This window comes from Lactobacillus sp. CBA3605, from assembly GCF_002970915.1.
In the GTDB taxonomy this organism is placed as follows: Bacteria; Bacillota; Bacilli; order Lactobacillales; family Lactobacillaceae; genus Lactiplantibacillus.
Genome location: NZ_CP027190.1, coordinates 1713264 through 1731931 on the forward strand (window position 1 = coordinate 1713264; position 18668 = coordinate 1731931).

18 protein-coding genes are annotated in these 18668 nt (G+C 44.3%); 11 read left to right on the top strand and 7 right to left on the bottom strand.

The annotated features are described in order from the left end of the window. Nucleotides 1–78: 78 nt before the first annotated feature. Nucleotides 79–747, bottom strand: coding sequence for a ribose 5-phosphate isomerase A (gene rpiA, locus C5Z25_RS08215; RefSeq protein WP_105452199.1), 669 nt, complete (start codon nucleotides 745–747; stop codon nucleotides 79–81). Between the two features lie 210 nt (nucleotides 748–957). On the opposite strand from rpiA, the gene C5Z25_RS08220 reads away from it, so the two are divergent. Further along, nucleotides 958–1521, top strand: a complete 564-nt coding sequence (locus C5Z25_RS08220; protein WP_234002729.1) for a matrixin family metalloprotease — start codon at nucleotides 958–960, stop codon at nucleotides 1519–1521. A 270-nt stretch (nucleotides 1522–1791) separates the two neighbouring features. After that, a complete protein-coding gene (locus C5Z25_RS08225; RefSeq protein WP_105452201.1) occupies nucleotides 1792–3297 on the top strand; it encodes a multicopper oxidase family protein in 1506 nt (501 codons plus the stop codon). Between the two features lie 113 nt (nucleotides 3298–3410). On the opposite strand, the gene C5Z25_RS08230 is transcribed toward C5Z25_RS08225, so the two are convergent. Then, entirely contained in the window at nucleotides 3411–4340 is a 930-nt protein-coding gene (locus tag C5Z25_RS08230; protein WP_105452202.1) for a hypothetical protein, read from the bottom strand. Nucleotides 4341–4595: 255 nt separating this feature from the next. Between C5Z25_RS08230 and C5Z25_RS08235 the strand changes: the two genes are divergently transcribed. Next, nucleotides 4596–4964 carry a DUF1304 domain-containing protein gene (locus C5Z25_RS08235; RefSeq protein ID WP_105452203.1) on the top strand — a complete coding sequence of 123 codons (369 nt, stop codon included), beginning with the start codon at nucleotides 4596–4598 and terminating at the stop codon, nucleotides 4962–4964. Between the two features lie 121 nt (nucleotides 4965–5085). On the opposite strand, the gene C5Z25_RS08240 is transcribed toward C5Z25_RS08235, so the two are convergent. Together C5Z25_RS08240 and C5Z25_RS08245 are read right to left on the bottom strand one after the other, a co-directional pair. Then, the gene (locus C5Z25_RS08240) at nucleotides 5086–5595 is read right to left on the bottom strand and encodes a YbhB/YbcL family Raf kinase inhibitor-like protein (RefSeq protein ID WP_105452204.1); all 510 of its coding nucleotides are present in this window, start codon (nucleotides 5593–5595) and stop codon (nucleotides 5086–5088) included. Nucleotides 5596–5607: 12 nt separating this feature from the next. Then, entirely contained in the window at nucleotides 5608–6819 is a 1212-nt protein-coding gene (locus tag C5Z25_RS08245; RefSeq protein ID WP_105452205.1) for a DUF2075 domain-containing protein, read from the bottom strand. Nucleotides 6820–6931: 112 nt separating this feature from the next. On the opposite strand from C5Z25_RS08245, the gene C5Z25_RS08250 reads away from it, so the two are divergent. The 3 genes from C5Z25_RS08250 to C5Z25_RS08260 all read left to right on the top strand — a co-directional run bounded on the left by C5Z25_RS08250 (nucleotide 6932) and on the right by C5Z25_RS08260 (nucleotide 8512). Then, nucleotides 6932–7402 (top strand): RrF2 family transcriptional regulator, encoded by a 471-nt coding sequence (locus C5Z25_RS08250; RefSeq protein ID WP_105452206.1) that lies wholly within the window; start codon nucleotides 6932–6934, stop codon nucleotides 7400–7402. Between the two features lie 151 nt (nucleotides 7403–7553). Beyond that, the gene (locus C5Z25_RS08255) at nucleotides 7554–7874 is read left to right on the top strand and encodes a hypothetical protein (RefSeq protein WP_105452207.1); all 321 of its coding nucleotides are present in this window, start codon (nucleotides 7554–7556) and stop codon (nucleotides 7872–7874) included. Nucleotides 7875–7969: 95 nt separating this feature from the next. Beyond that, nucleotides 7970–8512, top strand: coding sequence for an acetyl-CoA carboxylase biotin carboxyl carrier protein (locus tag C5Z25_RS08260; protein WP_105452208.1), 543 nt, complete (start codon nucleotides 7970–7972; stop codon nucleotides 8510–8512). A 93-nt stretch (nucleotides 8513–8605) separates the two neighbouring features. On the opposite strand, the gene C5Z25_RS08265 is transcribed toward C5Z25_RS08260, so the two are convergent. Beyond that, nucleotides 8606–9343, bottom strand: a complete 738-nt coding sequence (locus C5Z25_RS08265) for an SDR family oxidoreductase (protein ID WP_105452209.1) — start codon at nucleotides 9341–9343, stop codon at nucleotides 8606–8608. A gap of 92 nt (nucleotides 9344–9435) precedes the next feature. Here C5Z25_RS08265 and C5Z25_RS08270 point away from each other — a divergent pair, with 92 nt between their 5' ends. Then, nucleotides 9436–9912: a MerR family transcriptional regulator gene (locus tag C5Z25_RS08270; RefSeq protein ID WP_105452210.1), complete on the top strand. Its 477-nt coding sequence runs from the start codon at nucleotides 9436–9438 to the stop codon at nucleotides 9910–9912. Nucleotides 9913–10161: 249 nt separating this feature from the next. After that, a complete protein-coding gene (locus C5Z25_RS08275) occupies nucleotides 10162–12933 on the top strand; it encodes a cation-translocating P-type ATPase (protein ID WP_105452211.1) in 2772 nt (923 codons plus the stop codon). Nucleotides 12934–13012: 79 nt separating this feature from the next. On the opposite strand, the gene rihC is transcribed toward C5Z25_RS08275, so the two are convergent. Continuing rightward, nucleotides 13013–13924: a ribonucleoside hydrolase RihC gene (rihC, locus tag C5Z25_RS08280; RefSeq protein ID WP_105452212.1), complete on the bottom strand. Its 912-nt coding sequence runs from the start codon at nucleotides 13922–13924 to the stop codon at nucleotides 13013–13015. 27 nt (nucleotides 13925–13951) lie between these two features. Then, nucleotides 13952–14905: a Gfo/Idh/MocA family protein gene (locus tag C5Z25_RS08285; RefSeq protein WP_105452870.1), complete on the bottom strand. Its 954-nt coding sequence runs from the start codon at nucleotides 14903–14905 to the stop codon at nucleotides 13952–13954. A gap of 128 nt (nucleotides 14906–15033) precedes the next feature. Between C5Z25_RS08285 and C5Z25_RS08290 the strand changes: the two genes are divergently transcribed. The 3 genes from C5Z25_RS08290 to C5Z25_RS08300 all read left to right on the top strand — a co-directional run bounded on the left by C5Z25_RS08290 (nucleotide 15034) and on the right by C5Z25_RS08300 (nucleotide 18646). Then, nucleotides 15034–15927: an oxidoreductase gene (locus C5Z25_RS08290; protein ID WP_105452213.1), complete on the top strand. Its 894-nt coding sequence runs from the start codon at nucleotides 15034–15036 to the stop codon at nucleotides 15925–15927. A gap of 223 nt (nucleotides 15928–16150) precedes the next feature. After that, nucleotides 16151–17677, top strand: a complete 1527-nt coding sequence (locus tag C5Z25_RS08295) for an ABC transporter permease/substrate-binding protein (protein ID WP_105452214.1) — start codon at nucleotides 16151–16153, stop codon at nucleotides 17675–17677. Next, nucleotides 17678–18646 carry an ABC transporter ATP-binding protein gene (locus tag C5Z25_RS08300; RefSeq protein ID WP_105452215.1) on the top strand — a complete coding sequence of 323 codons (969 nt, stop codon included), beginning with the start codon at nucleotides 17678–17680 and terminating at the stop codon, nucleotides 18644–18646. The last annotated feature ends 22 nt before the right edge of the window (nucleotides 18647–18668 follow it).

Genomic DNA, 18668 nt, shown 5'->3' on the forward strand with positions numbered 1-18668 from the left:
AGCTAGTGCGACTGGGGATGATGAATCTGGCCAGCATGCACTAGCTTTTTTAGCTTATCTAGTTTTTTTGCGCACGAGCTAAAACAATGTCTGTACGGTTCCAGTCACTTCGTTACCTAAGATGGCGTTAGTCACAAGGTGGTCAAAGTAAGATGTTTCAACCACACCGGCAATCAGTCGGAGGTGTTGGTTGAGTTCGGATAAATGTGCATAGCTAGGAAATTGACAATCGATAATTAAATTACCATTATCTGTAAGCGTGAGGCCATCACGATTGGTTGCAGTCCGAACGGTCGCTTGACCACCGCGGGCCGCTACTGATCGCATGACTAAGGCTAAAGCGCGGGGCAAAACTTCTAGTACCAATGGGATTTGGGAATCGAAATGGTCGACTACCCGTGATTGCATAGTTAATAGCCAGTATTCATCAGCTAAGTTAGCGATGATTTTTTCATTTGTATGAATGCCGCCACCACTTTTTAAAGCTGAACCGTGGTGGTCAAGCTGGTCACAACCATCAAAGGCAATATCAATGCGATCGCAATACTGTGGGTTAATCACAGTGTAACCTAAAACGGTGGCTAATTGTTGGGTCGTTGGCGAGGGTGTCACGACCTGAATATCATTAACTAAGTTAGCGGCTTCATTAACGAGTTCAGCAACCGTTGACCCACCACCAAAGCCGACAACCATCCCCGGTTGAATGTGGGTTAATGCAGTTTGTGCAATGAGTTGTTTAATTGTCATTAGTTTCACTTCCAAAAATTGTTGGGATAAGCCTATCATACCACGGGATTGTGATCGGGATTTAGATTGCTTGCTTAATTAACTGGTACCCGTTGTTTAAAAGTCAAATTTGAGCTGATATTGAGCCGTAGAATGGGTATCTTCAGTGGTTGGTTTTACACTATAACTGTATTGATGGCTACCTTGATTATGGTGAAAGGGGTAACAGCAATGCAAAGCATTCGAAATAAACTCGAGTTAATGGCGTTGACAGTAATCATGATATTAAGTATGAGTCCCGTTGCCCAGGCAGCAACCACTCCGTTTGGTGTTAGTCGCTGGCCAAAACCGCGGGTCACATACGTGCTGACCGGATCCACACATTACCGGCAAATCTATACTACGGCGATTAAGGCTTGGAATGCAACCGGTCAATTTCGATTCGTGCCGGGTTCTGCGGCACATCATCAGGTGACTTTGGGGACTAGTACAGCGACGACCGGACGCTATCATCTGTTAGCTGGACTAACGTTAACGTATGAGCAAGCTGATCATTACTTTACTAAGGCGCAAGTCCTGCTGTTAACGCGAAATTTAGCGACTTATCATTACACCACTGCGGATCAAATTCATGTGGCTGAGCATGAACTTGGGCATGTGATTGGCTTACAACATAGTCGTGATGCCTATAGTGTGATGTTAGCCGACAATCGTTACAATCATATTAGTCAGGCCGATATTGTGGCGGTCAAAAAGCGTTATCAGTTACCGGTTGGCGAAGCGTCAACTAAATAGTTTTTAAATTGCATGACCAGTATAGCTATCAATTCAATAAAGGTAACGCCGCACCTCACTGGTTTTGATTTAACCGGTGTTCACTTTTGATGCCCCAATTAAGATTTTAATCGGGGCATTTTAGGGTTGATAAGTTTAAAATATTAAACCTTGATATTGATTGACACTCCTTTAAAATAATTCTAAACTAGAGCTAATGTGTTGGTAAGCGCTGACACTAGGACGTGATTCAATGGTAATTATTGTTTAGAATTTTAAGGGGATGTCGAAATGGCAAAAAAAGTCTATACTGATTATTTTTTTGATGAACCAGCTTATAATACACACGATGGTGGCTACATTCCGCTAGTTACACCACAATTAGCGCCACAACCGTTGGCGATTCCACCGCTGTTGCAACCGGATAAACAAACGGCGACGGATGACTATTACACGGTTAAAGCTGAAACTAGTGAAACTCAATTTTTACCAGGTAAAAAAACGAAAACTTGGGGTTATAATGCGGGATTCTTGGGGCAAACAATCGTTTTCCATAAAGGAAAACAAACGCATATTGATTTGAAGAATGCTTTACCAGAATTAACGACCTTTCATTGGCATGGGTTAAATGTGCCCGGACCAATTACGGATGGTGGCTGTCATGCGCCAGTGTATCCCGGAAAAACGAATCATATTGATTTTAAAGTCATGCAACCAGCTGCAACCACGTGGCTCCATGCGCATCCTTGTCCATCAACGGCGACCCAAGTCTGGAAAGGCTTAGCAGCGATGGTGATTATTCAAGATGATGTAGAAGCACAATTACCATTGCCTCGAAACTATGGGGTTGATGATATTCCGTTAGTTCTACAAGACCGTGAATTTCATGCGGATAACCAGTTCGATTATCGGACTGATTATGATCCCGATGGTGTGCAAGGGCATACCGCATTAATTAACGGGACCATCAATCCTTATTTTGATGTCACGACACAACGGGTCCGCCTACGAATCTTGAACGGATCTAACCGGCGTGAATGGCGATTGCATTTTGATGATGGGTTGACATTTGCACAAGTGGGCTCGGATGGTGGCATTATGCCAGCGCCAGTCTATCTGTCAAAACTCATGATTACTTGTGCCGAACGTGATGAAATCGTGATTGATTTCGGCCAATATCAACCTGGTGATGAAGTGACGCTGATGTCTGATGAGACCCCGTTATGTCATTTCCGGATTAAGTCTTTTGTCCCTGATAACACGACGTTACCAGACCACTTGGTAGATATTCCCGATGAAGCGCCAACCCCCGGAGTACCTGTTCGGAAAATTACGATGGATGGGATGGACGAAGAAGTTGCGATGGATGGCAAAAAATTTGATATGGAACGCATTGATGCGCGCCAAAAGGTCAACGATGTTGTCATTTGGGAAATTACAAATACGAATAGCACCAAAAACGGGATGGTCCATCCGTTCCATGTACACGGGACCCAATTCACGGTTTTGGCCCGTAACGATGGCCCGGTTTATCCTAACGAACATGGCTTAAAAGATACCGTTGGTGTTAATCCTGGCGAGACGGTTCGGATTAAAGTCAAGTTTGATTTGACTGGTGTCTACATGTATCATTGCCATATTATTGAACATGAAGATGGTGGCATGATGGCCCAGATTGAATCGTATGATCCTGATCATCCTAAGACGTATCACCTAATGGATATGGAAACGTTACGGCAGGCATTCGCTGAAGAACAAGGCGTTAAACCAGAAGATGTTTGGATGCCAGGAATGTAATTAATCAGCATGGGTCAAACAGGTTTTGGCTACACATGTGGGTGTTTTTAATGGTACTACTGTGATGAAATGAAAATAAAGTGAACTGCTAAGATTGGACCAATAGGCCGATCTTAGCGGTTCACTTTGTTTTTAGATGGGTCAATAATCGGTTTGTTTACCGCCATAAATTTCTTGTAGCTAAAACTAAAGCCTAAAAAGAAGGTGGCAGCTAATAAAGCGGTTAATGGCAGCGTCCGGAACATGTTGGTTGGTAAAACGAGTCCCAATAACGGAAAAGCGTAGGCGGCTGGTAATTTTAAGTGCAGTAACTGGAGTAGTCCGAAGACTAATGGCAGGCTAATCAGAGTCGTGACTAACCAAGCTGAGAAAAGTAAATGAACTAAAACGCCAATTGTTGCGGCGCCAGCTAATGTGATGATTTGTTTGCTGGCCATTTTACCACTGTAAGTGGGTTGTTGCAGGACCTCGAAAAAGACGACTAATACGGGTGGTATCGCGGCCATTTGTGGTTGCCCGACTAACCAAACGGCGCCCGTCCAAACGATAACAGCGCCTATGAAAATAAAAATAGTCTGGTAGCTAGCACCCAAACCGTTGCCAAGTCCTTTATGTAAGCCACGTAATAGGACGCCCACCATCAGGATGAATGTGAATAAGAAAATGGCAACAATAAAGGACCAATGGGTGGCATTAACAATGATTGGGAGCAGCCCGGTAGCGAAAGCTGGTGCTAAGGTTGATTGCAAAACACTTAATAATAGCAGCATCAGCGCAAGCGCTAATAAGACCTTTGCGGGATAGGTTAACGTCAATTGATTGACGAAAAAGCCAATGATGGCCGTCCCGGACGGTGCTAAGAAAATCTTATACGGTTGGCGTAGCCAATTCTGGTTATGATAAATCCACATACCGGTCGTTAGCGCTGCGATTTCTGGTAAAATCACTTCATAATCGTTGAGCCAAGTTGCTGCTGCGACCATCAGTAGAACTAATGCAAATCCCGCCAGATAATCACGTAAGTCACGTTTACTTAAATGCATATTATACTGATAACCTCCTAAGTTAATGATATAAAAAAATTATTGAATTTAACCAATTGTTTTCGATTATAGCACAACTAATCAGGGCTTTCAGGTTAGCTACCGAGGATTTAAACAATGCAACAGAGAAGATGGCTATTCTTAAACTATATTAAAGAAAATTCGAAAAATTGTTGGTGTTGTAATAGCTTTAGCTTTGGTCGTTAGTTTGTTAAACTTAGGGTATTAAATGGGTCATAAAAGGTGGGGTTAAACATGGCAATTGTAGCAATGGTGATGGCGGTACTAGTTGCTTTAGAACATTTTTTCATTTTGTGGTTAGAGATGTTTAATGCAGATAGCGAGATGACGGCACAAGCGTTTGGCATACCACGTGCGCAGTTAGCGCAGCCAACCGTGCAACTTCTATTTAAGAATCAAGGGCTGTACAATGGTTTTTTAGCGGTCGGCATTCTTTTTAGTTTGTTTGTCGTCCCGGCGGTGGCTAGTACTGGCGTAACGTTGTTTTTCTTGGCGTGTGTCGTCGTAGCAGCTATTTACGGGAGCGTTAAAGTTAGCAAAAGTATTATGATTATTCAAGGGTTACCCGCATTAATTGCATTCGGTTTAGTTTGTTTAGCTTAAGTGTAACAAATTAACTTTTGGGGCCCGTTTCGGTAGCCTTGATGACCGGATGCTAAATAAGCACTGCAAGAATTTTTTGAATTCTTGCAGTGCTTATTTTTTCATCCAAGTTGTTGAGGCGTTATTTTTTTCCAATTACCGTGGTTTCAGCAGTAGCTAGAATATGACCGGCGCTGACTTTATAAAAGTTGTTTAACCAATAACCTGGTTTTAAAGGTAATGTTGTGTCCAGCGCATAGAGCGTGAAAGTATACTCGTGGTCTTTGTTGGGCGGATAAGGGCCCACGTAATGTTGCGTGACTTTTAAGTCAGTCTCTCCTGTATACTTTCCGGCTGTCGAGTTGTTGCCTTGAACCATTGGCACAACTCCCGTTTGACTAGCATTGGCTGGAATCGTTGTTGTCTCGGCGGGTAAGTTGGCCGCAATCCAATGAATCCACGTAAAGCCGCCGACTGGAATCGCATCATGATCATAAAAAGCGAATGCAAGAGTTTGGGTCTCGGCAGGGACGGCGGTGATTTCAATTGGAAATGACATAATGGGATGGCCCTTATATTGTTGGTCAGGGGCGGCTTGCTTACTATATTCTGCGGCGAGGACGCCGTTTTCGGTTGGAATGGAAACTTTCATAAAAAAACCTCCTTAAGATTGTGATGCTGATAATTCTGATAAGCGCTGCCGTAATGCTGGATCGACTGCGGTTATGTAGAGTCCATAGCGTCCACGTTTCATTAAAACGTTAATAGAATTAAAGACTATCTGAGTTTTTAAAGCCGCCAATTCACCTAAATCCGACCGATTTTTAAAGGCTTCTTGATCTTCATAGCGGTTCAGATGAATAATGATGCGATCTGTTGCCGCGTCATAGCCGACTGATGGCCCTAAAATAACGCCAGCATAGTTGAGGTCGAATCCTTGAATTGTATAAATTGAGCCAACTTCGTTTAAGGTTTCTGGTCGCAGGGCCCACGGATCATCGGTCAGATTAACTTTATCCCATGGGAGTTTGAGGTGGCCGGCAGTGACATACCAAGTGCCGTGATTTACCACATAGGGAAAGTCCGCAGTCGCAATGAGTCGAGCCAAGTGTACTTGACGATCACGTTGGCGAATCAAGTCATACATGGGTTGCCCATCCGCAAAAATCCGAAAATCAAAGTTAGCATCAACAGGTTGCGGTAATAAGTGACCTTGGGTAAACTGGTCGATCCAATTGATTACCTGTGCATTCCCGGTAACTCGGAATTGCTCATCTAAATTGAATGTTTCGTGCGGATATTGGGCCAAGAAAGGTTGTAAATCCGCTGCTTGCCAGTAACTCTTTAACTTTAAGACTTGATGCGCGTCAAAGACTAAGACGACCACGCGGCTGTGATTGATAAGTTCCGCTAATTGATTTTGACCGTTAAAGCGATTATAACGGTCGGGTTGCGTGAGTAAGAGGTGTGCTTCATCAATAAAGACCACATCGGCTAGGCGGTCAGTTTTGGTTAATTGATTAATTAGGGGCGTCGGTTTTTGGAAATCTTTTTTTCGTAAATTGGGCGCTGAACCGGCTAACCGTTTATAAATTTTCAACATTTCGTTGTGATTGACAACTAAATAATTGTCAGTGCCTTGTAAGGCGTTTGGCGTCGCACTGCGACTTAAGGCTTGTAGACGACTAAAGGCGGCAGCTAGCACGGCACTTTTGCCAGTACCGGCATCGCCATGAATGACGAATAGGCCAGTGGTCGGTTGCGACAAATGCGTGGTAATAAAAGTCAATAAAGCGTGTTCCAATTGTTGTTGTGCGGGTGACAAAGCGGCCGTCGCAGTCAGCTTAAAGGTCGCCGCGCTAAGTTCAGTTGTCATAAAAAAGCCTCCTATCGCCTATTGTAACGTAACGTCAATATTAATTGAAATGATAATCATTACAGTCGGTGGTAAAATGAGGTTAAACGAGTTGGTTCTGGGAGGGATATTGATGAAGCTTGATTTTTCGGTGGCAGTCCACAGCCTACTGTACTTAGATGAGCATCGGGCAGATAAGGTATCTAGTCGTGAATTGGCACAATCCTTACATTTGAATCCAGTAATGATTCGCAATATTTTGTCCGTGTTACATAAGGCAGGCTATCTACTGGGAACGGTCGGCAAATATGGTGGTTATCAACTAGAAAAGCCTTTAGCTGCGATGAATTTAGGCGATTTATATGATTTAACGATTCCACCTACTCTGAGTTATGCGCGCTTTATTACGGGCCATTCTCGGACCGATGATGAGGTTGAAGCTTCGCCCATTGCGGCTAATTTAAGTGAGTCATTGACTGATTTGTTTACGGTAGCAGATCAACAGTATCGCGCTTATTATCATCAATTCACAATGGCTGATTTAAAACGAGACACGCAACACCATGGGTATTTTTTGGCGCAAAAGCCGCCTTTAGATTCTTAATTTGAGGCGTAAAATTCCTCAAAAACTTAGGCTAGTGGTTGCTACCAGCTTACTTTGAAACGGAATAGCTTCAGTGGATTGTCGGGGACACGTGAACGTGCTATCTTTAATGACATTAAAGGTAACCAGCATTTAAGAGGAGGCCCTGGCAATGGTACCACGTTTAGTCTTAGTTCATGAAACTGACCGCTATCGGGAATTATCAGAAAGTCGTTATTGGGTAGAATCTGCTGATTTTTGGGGTGTTGATGGTCGTGGTAATACAGTTAATGAAGCCGTCGGCAATCTGTTAACTCATTTAGTGCAATATTGTCGTGACTATTATCAACGAAATTTATGGCAACTGGATAATCGGTTGTTACAACTAGATCATGTCGATGCCGTGTTGGCTTACGTTAAGGCGGGGAAATCACCGGCACCATTATTTCGCTTCAAAGTGTTGCCGTGTGTAACTACTGCACTGACTAGATAATTGATAAATTCTTAAAGAAGCATTCATATTTCCACCACAATCCTGCGATACACTGAACAATATATGGTAACTGCAAACTATTGGAGGGTTGTTTGATGGATTTAGATAAAGTTTATCAACTGATGGATAAGTTTGAGCAAAGTAGTTTAACTGATTTTGAATATCGTGACCAAGAATTTGAGATTCAAATGGGCAAAAAGGGGCATCGTAAAGCAACGGTGGCCGGCCAACCGGTCCCATTGCCTAGCGCCCCTGTCACTGAGCCAGCACCCGTGACGCCAGCGCCAATCATGAATACGCCGGTGACCTCAACAGCGACGCCCACTCCAGTTGGGACACGGTTAGCACCACATCCGGAACAGACAGCTGATGAGATCGACCCCAAAGAATGTGTGACGGCGCCAGTTGTGGGCATTTATTATCAAGCACATTCGGCGGATGAAGCCCCATATGTTAAGATTGGCGATCATGTTAGTGTGGGCCAACAAGTGGGTCTGATTCAGGCAATGCAGATGATGCGACCGGTTGTGGCTCAGCAAGCTGGACAAGTGAAGGCGTTATTAGCTAAAAATGGTGATGAAGTAAACTTTGGTCAACCATTGTTACAATTGGCGTTAGATACGCCTAGTGAGGTCTAACCCTCCTTAAAATTAATATAAACGGCAGCGATGACTTATCCTAGTTGGATGAGTTGTCGCTGCCGTTTTTTGAAATTAGTGCTAAATGACTGATTAGTTATCTTGACGGGTGGCTGCCAAATCAATTTCACGAATATTAACATTTTGAGGCATGTCATAGATGAATTTGACCGTTGTGGCAACGTCTTTCGCATCCAAAGTAGTGCCGCCCATGGTGGCTTTCCAAGCTTCATAATCGGTTAAGGCTTGTTGGTCTGTCACATGGGTCAATAGTTCAGTTTCGCCGGCACCCGGCGCGACTAGTGAGATACGCACATTATCATTGGCGACTTCTTGGCGAATCGTTTCGGATAAGCCATGGACGCCAAATTTACTAGCGACGTAAGCCGCATGGTTGATGAAGGATTTAAATCCAGCAATTGAAGACATATTAATGATGGTCCCATGTTGGCGTGCAACCATCGCTGGGAGCACGATTTTGGTGCCATTCAAAACGCCCATGACATTGGTGTCGAGCATCGTTTGCCATTCTTTCGGGTCTTGTCGCTGCACGTTACCCAGTAACATCACGCCGGCATTGTTAATTAATAAATCAGTAGCGCCGTATTGGGCTTCGGCTGATTGAATGGCTTGTTCTAAAGCAGCATAGTCGGTCACATCAACGGCTGCCGTGAGCACGTTATCGAAGTTTAAGGGAAGGGCCTTGATTTTTTCAAGCCGCCGACCTAGTAAAAGTAAGGGGTAGCCTGCAGCATTAAATAGTTTTGCGTCTTCAGCGCCAAAGCCGGAGCTAGCACCGGTAATAACGACTAATGGTTTTTGTGTTTTCATAAGTAGCCTCCAAATTAATAACTTGATTGATTGTAGTATATAATTTAGAGTTAACTCTAAGTCAAGTAAAATTAAAAAAGGAAGTTTTAGAGATGACCTATTCAATCGGCGAAGTTGCCAAAAAGTTAGCGATTAGTCCGTACACCTTACGTTATTATGATAAAGCCGGACTATTACCCTTTGTTGAGCGGAATGCTGCGGGGCGCCGGCGATTTAAAGATAATGATTTTAATTATTTAGAAGTAATCATGTGCTTAAAGGAAGCGGAGGTACCGGTAAAACAAATTGCAGCGTTCATTGCACTTTGTATGGCTGGTGATGTCACGCTGCAAAGCCGGTATGACTATTTAGACCAGCACGAGACCGAGTTGGAAGAAAAAATGGCCCGGATGCAACAAACCTTAGACTTTTTACGCTGGAAAAAGTGGTATTACAAGACTGCTTTGCAGGCGGGAACGGAAGCAAGCCATTATTTACCGCACACCAATCACGTGGATCCAGCGGTCCGGCAGGAATTTGATCGGTTAGTAGCTAACGGTGCGGACCCTAAAGAGTTGGGCCAATTATGATAAGTTGGCGTGTTGATTAGAAGTATAGATTAAGACAGTTGGGATAAAAGCCAACTGTTTTTTTAGTGTGTAAATGGGGATTTGATGAGAATGTGGACATCATCAGTAATTAAGTTGCTTCTATAATAGAGACGTCCTTTTGTCTTTTTGCGCAGTCAATTAGTTAATCGCATTGAGGGTTTTGGGGCGTACTCGTCGTGCCGATTTGTTAAGCTTAAGTTGTCACTAAGTCAAATAAGGAGGCGCGCGATGTTTTATGATCAAACCAAAGAAAAGGTTCTAAAAGACTTACAAACGAGTCGTCATGCTGGGTTAGCCGAGGCTGATGCGCAACAACGGCTCGTAAAATATGGGACTAATGAAATGAAAACTGACCCGCCAACCCCAATTTGGTTAGTCTTGTTGCGGAGTTTTAAAGAACCCTTAGTTATTATTTTATTGTTGGCAGCGTTGTTATCAGTTGTAAGTGGTAGTTATGATCTAATTCAGAATGGTAACGGTGAACATGCGCGGTCATCATTTTATGAAGCAACCGCTATTATGATATTAATCTTGATTAATAGTGGCTTATCAGTCTGGCAGACAGTGAATGCACGGAAGTCATTAGCCGGACTGAAAGCAATGAACAAGCACCAAGTGGCGGTGTTACGGGAGAATATGTGGGATAAAGTCGCGGCCAATCAACTGGTTCCGGGCGACATTATTAGTGTTAAAACAGGAGACTTTATTGAAGCGGATGTACGCTGGATTAAAGTTTCAGAACTGCAAGTACTTGAAGCGCATTTAACTGGCGAATCAGAACCAATTATGAAAGCGGTTGCCGAACTGCCGGTTACCACGGATTTAGGCGACCGTAAAAATATGGGTTATTCAGGCTCAACAGTAACTAATGGGAACGGTTATGCGGTGGTTGTGGCGACCGGAATGGCAACGGAACTTGGTAAAATTGCCGACTTGCTACAAGCGACACCGGATCAAAAGACGCCAATTGAAAAGACGATTAATGCGTTAACGCATAAGTTGATGTTGGTTGCTGGCGGCATTGTTATTTTTACGTTGCTTGCTGGGAGTCTTAAAACGTGGTTAACCACGGGGAGTTTTTCATTTATGAGTTTCATCGCCTTATTATCTACGGCGATTGCTTTAGCGGTTGCGGCTATTCCAGATGCGTTGCCAGCAGTATTATCAATCGTATTAACGATTGGTGCGACTGTGTTGGCTAAAAGTAATGGCCTGATTAAATCGCTTAAAAGTGTGGAAACCTTGGGGTCAACGACTTATATTGCTTCGGATAAAACAGGAACGTTAACTAAGAATGAAATGACGGTCACGCGTTTTTTTGCGAACGGGATTGATTTTGAAGTTGAAGGGCGTGGCTATGCGCCATTAGGCGAGATTACGCCGAAAGAACAAGTGACGGCGGCGCAATCCTTTATTAGTGCCAGTATTTTAGATAATGAAGCCAATGTGTCAAAAAATGAGAATGGGGCTTTTGTGCCATTTGGTAATCCGACCGATGTGGCGTTAGTTGTCTTAGGGTTAAAAGCGGGATTAGATCGAGCCGAATTATTAAATCAAACGGCGACGGCCGATTTTGATATTCTGCGACTATTCCCATTCGATAGTACCCGTAAGTTGATGAGTGTGGTTATTAAAAGTGGTCAAACGTATAAGGTGATTACTAAAGGTGCGCCCGATGTGTTATTAAAACAAGCTGAAGCGATTGAATTGAATGGTAAACGAGTTCCGATTGCAACGGCACATACGTTGTTTACAGCTAAAATTGATGAATTTGCAGCGGCTGCTTTGCGTACCTTGGCAGTGGGTGAACGGGTGATTACCAAAGCTGAAGCGTTAGAATTATCAATGACTGAGTTGGAGCAACAGTTAACGTTATTGGGATTAGCGGGCATTATTGATCCACCGCGTGAGGAAGTTCGGCAATCCGTCGCCACGTTACACCAAGCAAAGATTAACGTCGTCATGATTACTGGGGACCATGCTAAAACAGCGCAAGCTATCGCTGAAAAATTAGGCATTGTTACCGCCGATGGTCCGGCTGCTATGGAAGGGCAACAGCTTGATCAATTAACGGATGATGAATTATATGAAAAGGTGCCGGCAATTCGAGTGTATGCCCGCGTCTCACCAGAACACAAACAACGGATTATCCGGCAGTTACAGCGGCATGGTGAAGTGGTTGCCATGACTGGAGATGGCGTGAATGATGCGCCCGCGTTACGAGCAGCTGATATTGGGATTGCGATGGGGATTAACGGTACGGATGTGACCAAGGATTCGGCTGATTTAATTTTATTAGATGATAAATTCACGACCATCGAACATTCTGTCGCGGCTGGCCGAACCATTTTTACTAATATCAAGAATTTTATGCGCCACGAGTTAACCACCAATGTGGCCGAGGTCCTGTCCTTATTATTCGGACTATTGTTGATTACACACGATATTGGTCAGGTTGGCAGTAACGTGCCGACGCTAACTGCATTAATGGTTTTATGGGTGAATATGGTTAGCGATGCTTTACCATCGTTTGCATTGGGCTATGATGTTGCCGAAGCAGATATCATGCAGGCGCCACCGCGAAATACACATCAGTCCATCTTAGCAAATGGCATGTTACCTCGGGTGTTGGTGCGGGGAACCGTGATGGGTCTTACCGTATTTATTGCGTTCATTTGGGCAGCAACTAGCGGAATGGCGGTACAATCAGCTCAAACGGTCGCATTTTTAACTTTAGTTTTTGGGCAACTCTGGCATGTGTTTGATGCGCGGAGTGCTAAAACACTATTTCACCGTAATCCGTTCAGCAATCCAAAATTATTGCTAGCGGTAGCTTTTTCAGCGTTAAGTTCGCTGTTTGTGACGATGTCACCGTTCTTTAATGAAGTTATGGGAACGGCCCGGTTAAGCAAGCTGGTCTATCTGATGGTCATCTTCTTACCGGCAGTGCCCGTATTAGTTATTTCCGGGATTAAGGCGTTAGTTTTAAGTAAGCGATAAACTGGAATCTTATACCTAAAAAGACACCTTGGTCAGCACAAGCTGACCAAGGTGTCTTTACTGTCACATTTAAACTGATTTATCCAATTGCGGCAATTGTTTTCAAGAACCAAGCATTAAAAGCAGGGGCATCAATATCAACGCAGACGGTTGCATTGGTTTGACCCGCATGGTAAGCGCCACGGGTATCGCCAACGGTTTCGCCATTGGCGGGGCCTTCCGTCTGTACGTCAATCCACATCGCCTCAGTCGTAAAGGCTTCTGGATGTAGGAGATAAAATAATGTGTTTACGTCATGCATGGGTAAACCAGTCTGATCGCCGTCTTGATAATGGTTGAAGAGGGCATGTAGCATGGTGCCAGTCCGACCTAAGCTTGGTAATTGTTGCATGGTTGCCGGCGTTAGCAGTGCTTTCATCGTGACGTCGAGACCGACCATCGTAATTGGTACACCTGAGGCATACATAATTGCGGCCGCATGTGGATCGGTAAAGACATTGAATTCGGCTGCACTGGTCATATTGCCCTGACCTAAGGTACCCCCCATAGCAACGATTTCTTTAATGTGTGGCATAACTTCTGGATAAGTCTTAAAAAGGAGCGCAATATTAGTGTAAGCACCTGTGGGGACTAACGTGATGGGCTGTTCAGCTTGCATAATGTGATCACGTAAAGCTTCGACCGCTGTTTCGGCTAGCGGCTGGGCCAAATCAGTTGGAAAATCATAACCCGGCATGCCTGAAACGCCATGTACCCGGACTGCATCTTCAAACGGTTTGATTAACGGTTGGGCGGCGCCGGCCGCAACGGGAATGGCGCTATTGAAAAAGCGAGTTAATTTTAAAGCATTTAAAGTAGTCTTATCAACGGTCACATTGCCGGCAACGGTCGTGATGAGGTCCAAATCAAACGCCGGATGGTTGATGGCGATGGTAATCGCAGCGGCATCATCGATGCCTGGGTCTGTATCCATAATAATTTTGGTTGACATAAGTATTCCCTCCAAATGGTGTTAAATTTAGTGATACCACTGTGTATAGCAGTGTTCAATTAACTGAATCGTTTGTTTTGTGATGGCCGGTGTCATGATCGGACTAGTGAGCTGGTGGTGCCTTAGTAAGTCACAAAAATGATTGATTTCAAAAACAAATTCACTTTGCTGAGTGACTTTAAGTTGTTGCGGCAGTTGGTCGTTTAAAGCTAAGGTCGCATGATCAGTCTTCCAATAATTTGGAATGGTAATAGTCCCTAAGTCACCGTGAATCACCATTTGACTGGGCTGTGGTTGGGCGGCCGTAATTAAGAGATTAACCAAGCAGTCGTCAAGACTCAGGCTGAGTGCTGCTTGTGTATCGGTCAGGCCAATCGGAATCGTGGCGACCCCGGTGACCTTTACGGTGGTGGGCGCCAATAAGTATTGTAGATAATCTAAAGCATAGGCGCCACTACCATATAAAGCGCCCCCGCCAGCCGCTCGGTTAGTGAACCAACCTGTTGGGTTACCTCGCGGATGGTATTCTGTAATGTCAATTGTGCGCACGGTGCCAAGGGTCCCAGCTTGCAATAACTGTTTGATCTGTTGGGTGATAGGTAAGAAAACGGCTTTTTGCGCTTCCATTAACAACACCTGATTTCGCTGTGCAAGGTCAAACAAGTCATTAGCTTGGGCTACCGTCATGGTGAAGGGCTTTTCTAACAACACGGCTTGGTGATGTTCAAGGGCCAATTTAGCCAACGGAAAATGACCGGCATTATAGGTTGGAATATAGATGGCATCTAATTGTGGATTATCAACTAGCGCCGTATAAGTTGGTGCCACAGTAGCAATGTGGCATTGAGCGGCTAGTTGTTGGGCTTTAACTTGTGAACGAGCTGCAATGGCCATCGGAGTAGCAACTGGTGATTCGTGCATCCCGGCTACGACACGTGGCACAATAGAAGCAGCGCTTAAAATTCCAAATTTGACTGGCATAACCAATCACGACCTTCCCAAATAACTTAGCTCTATTTTAGCATAACCGTGGCAGTGAATTCGATTGCATTTGCCGCGTAACTGCCGTAGCATGACAACAGAACATAGACTATTAGGAGGCAACTATCATGGATAAATCACGCGTGATTTTAATTACCGGGGCGTCATCAGGAATTGGGAAAGCCACGGCTCTGAAGCTACAGGCACAAGGTAATATTGTGTACGGGGCGGCCCGCCGAATTGAAAAAATGACGGATTTAGCAGCCAGTGGTGTGCATGTCTTAAAGCTCGATGTGACGGACGAGACCACGTTAGTCGCTGCTGTCAAAACGATTAAAACTGAACAAGGTCGGTTAGATGTTTTAATTAACAATGCGGGTTACGGTTCTTACGGCGCCTTAGAAGATGTGAGCTTGGCAGAAGGCGAGTATCAATTTAAAGTCAATGTTTTTGGTGTGATGCGTTTGATTCAACTTGTCTTACCAATGATGCGGGCGCAACATGCCGGGCGAATTATTAATGTCTCGTCGATTGGTGGCAAAATCTATCAACCATTAAGTGCCTGGTACATGGGGACCAAGCATGCGATTGAAGGCATGAGTGATGCGTTGCGAATGGAAGTGGCGCCCTTTGGTATTCAAGTTTCAATTATTGAACCTGGTGGGATTAAGACAGAATGGGCCGGAATTGCTGAAGAAAAGTTATTAGTCGTTTCAGGTGAGACTGCCTATGTCAAGCAAGCAGTCAAAGTCGGCGCCATGCTGTCGTTATTTGATGAATTTGCATCGAATCCAGGTGTCATTGCCAAGTTAATGACGCGAGCGGTTAATGATGAACGGCCGAAAACACGCTATCATGCCGGGATGGGTGCCGGATTATCATTAACCGCTCGCCACTGGTTATCCGATCGCCAGTTCGACCGGATGATGGGTCAAGCGATTAACGGTGCAGCTAAGTTAGCCAAATTACAACATCGCGGCCAACGGGCTGGCAAAGCGCACTATCGCCGCACGATGAATTAAAGTCTGTATGAACCTTGCAACGCTGCTAATCGCAGGGTTGTTTTTTTCTGGCAACAGGTGAATAAAAAAACAATTAAATTAACATTTGAACATAAAAATGTTAATATAATTAATGTAACTTTTGAAATCACAGCATTTAAAACGATGAAAGCATTTTAGTGCGGTTTTAAAGCAGGTTATGCTAGGATTAAAAATATTAAAGGGAAATTACGGGAGGGTAATCATGCAGACCTTGATTCAAACATTAGTTGAACGACGCGGTGATCTATTAACGGCGTTGTGGCAACATTTGGAAATTTCACTGGCGGCGTTAGTCTTAGCCATGGTCATTGCGATGCCATTAGCCGTTTGGGCGGTTCGGCGGCCGAAAATGGCGGAAGCATTACTGCAATTAACCAGTGTCTTACAAACGATTCCATCACTAGCCTTGCTGGGACTATTGATTCCGCTAGTCGGGATTGGGACGGTACCAGCGGTGATTGCGTTGGTGATTTATGCGTTATTACCGATTTTTCAAAATACATATTTGGGTATTTCAGAAATTGATGAGTCAATTGAAGAAGCCGCGGATGCTTTTGGCATGTCACGCATGCGGAAACTCTTTAAAGTTGAACTGCCAATTGCGATGCCGCAAATGATTTCAGGGATTCGGACGGCGCTGGTTTTAATTATTGGGACGGCTACGTTGGCGGCCTTAATCGGGGCTGGCGGTCTTGGGACCTTTATCATGCTGGGAATTGATCGTAACGATACGTCCTTACTATTAATTGGAGCTATTTCATCGGCTTTACTGGCAATTGTTTTAAGTGCAATTGTGCGTTGGTTCCAAACGGCCAAAGCAAAATCAGCTTTAATTGTTTTTGTGGGGATTTTAGCTTTACTTGGTGGCGGTGGCGCCTACAGTGCTTACGCTAATCGGGTTGAAACGATTACAATTGCCGGTAAGCTAGGTTCTGAACCGGAAATCCTGATAAACATGTATAAGCAATTGATTGAAGCCAATGATGAACACGTTAAAGTGACCTTGAAACCTAATTTTGGGAAAACGACCTTCCTATTCAGTGCGTTGAAAAATAGTCAAATTGATATTTATCCAGAATTTACGGGTTCGGTGTTAGAAACCTTAGTTAGTGGGAGTCATCCGCAGAATCTGACGGCTAACCAGACTTACCAGTTAGCGAAAAAGCGCTTAGCTAGTCAGGATGAGTTAAGTTTGTTACAACCAATGAAGTACAACAATACGTACGCTTTGGCAGTCACGAAGCAATTTAAGAAGGCCCATCATTTAACGACCATTAGCGACTTAACCCAAGTAGAATCAATCTTAAAACCAGGGATGACGTTGGAATTTATTGATCGTGATGACGGATTAAAAGGGTTAAAGAAGGCTTATGGGTTAGATGTCACTGCGAAGTCGATGGAACCAGCGCTCCGGTATGAAGCGATTAGCAAGGGGCGGATTAACTTAGTCGATGCCTATTCCACTGATAGTGAACTGCGCCAGTATCACTTAGCTATCTTAAAAGATGACCAGCATTTCTTCCCAACTTATCAGGGGGCACCACTGATGAAAGCCAGCTTTGCGAAGAAACATCCGCAAGTGGTGGCAGCTTTAAATAAATTAGCTGGCAAGATTTCGGAAACTGATATGCAAGAGATGAACTATGAAGTTAATGTTAAAAATGAATCGGCCGCCAGTGTTGCGAAACGGTATTTAGTACAACACGGTTTATTAAAGGAGGGCAACTAAATGACTGCAGCAATTGAATTTCAACATGTACAAAAAAATTTCAATGATAACGTGGTTATTCCAGACCTGAATTTAACGGTGGCACAGGGTGAATTGTTCGTGTTAGTCGGCACTTCCGGCAGTGGGAAAACAACGTCGCTTAAGATGATTAACCGCTTAGAATCCACTACGGCTGGCAAAATTTTGGTCAACGGCCAAGCAACAACCACCGTGCCCCTCCGAGAATTGCGGTGGCAAATGGGCTACGTGTTACAACAGATTGCCCTATTCCCAACGATGACGGTGGCACAAAATATCGCGGTCATTCCGGAAATGAAAGGGACGCCGAAAAAAGAAATCAACCAAACGATTGATGACTTATTAAAAGAAGTTGGCTTGGATCCCACTGTTTATCGTGATCGAATGCCGGACGAACTATCGGGTGGCGAGCAACAGCGGATTGGTATCTTACGGGCGATTGCCTCGCACCCTTCAATTGTCTTAATGGACGAGCCTTTTAGTGCGCTAGACCCGTTGTCACGGCAGCAGTTGCAAGATTTGGTTCTGTCATTACATCAACGCTATAATAATACGATTGTTTTTGTTACCCATGACATGAGTGAAGCTTTAAAATTAGGTGATCGGATTGGTATTATGCGGCAGGGGCAACTGTTACAAGTTGATACGCCAACAGCCATTGCCCGCCATCCGGTGAATGATTTTGTGCGTGATTTCTTCCATGCCAGTCGGGCCAAAAAAGTGTATGACATTTATGTTGGTCGAGTTGGTTTAGTCCAAGGCTATTTGGCTAAAAAGCCAACCGTGGCCGCGGGGAAGATTGAAACGGTCGATGGTCAAACAACTTTACGGACGGCGTTTGAAGCGTTAGCGACGCACGATTATTTAGCCGTGACTGAAGACGGTCAGATTAAAGGGTATTTAGATCGGCAGTTAGTAATGCGTTATTTGAGTCAACATGAACCAGATTAGGTGTTAACGATGTGGGCAAACC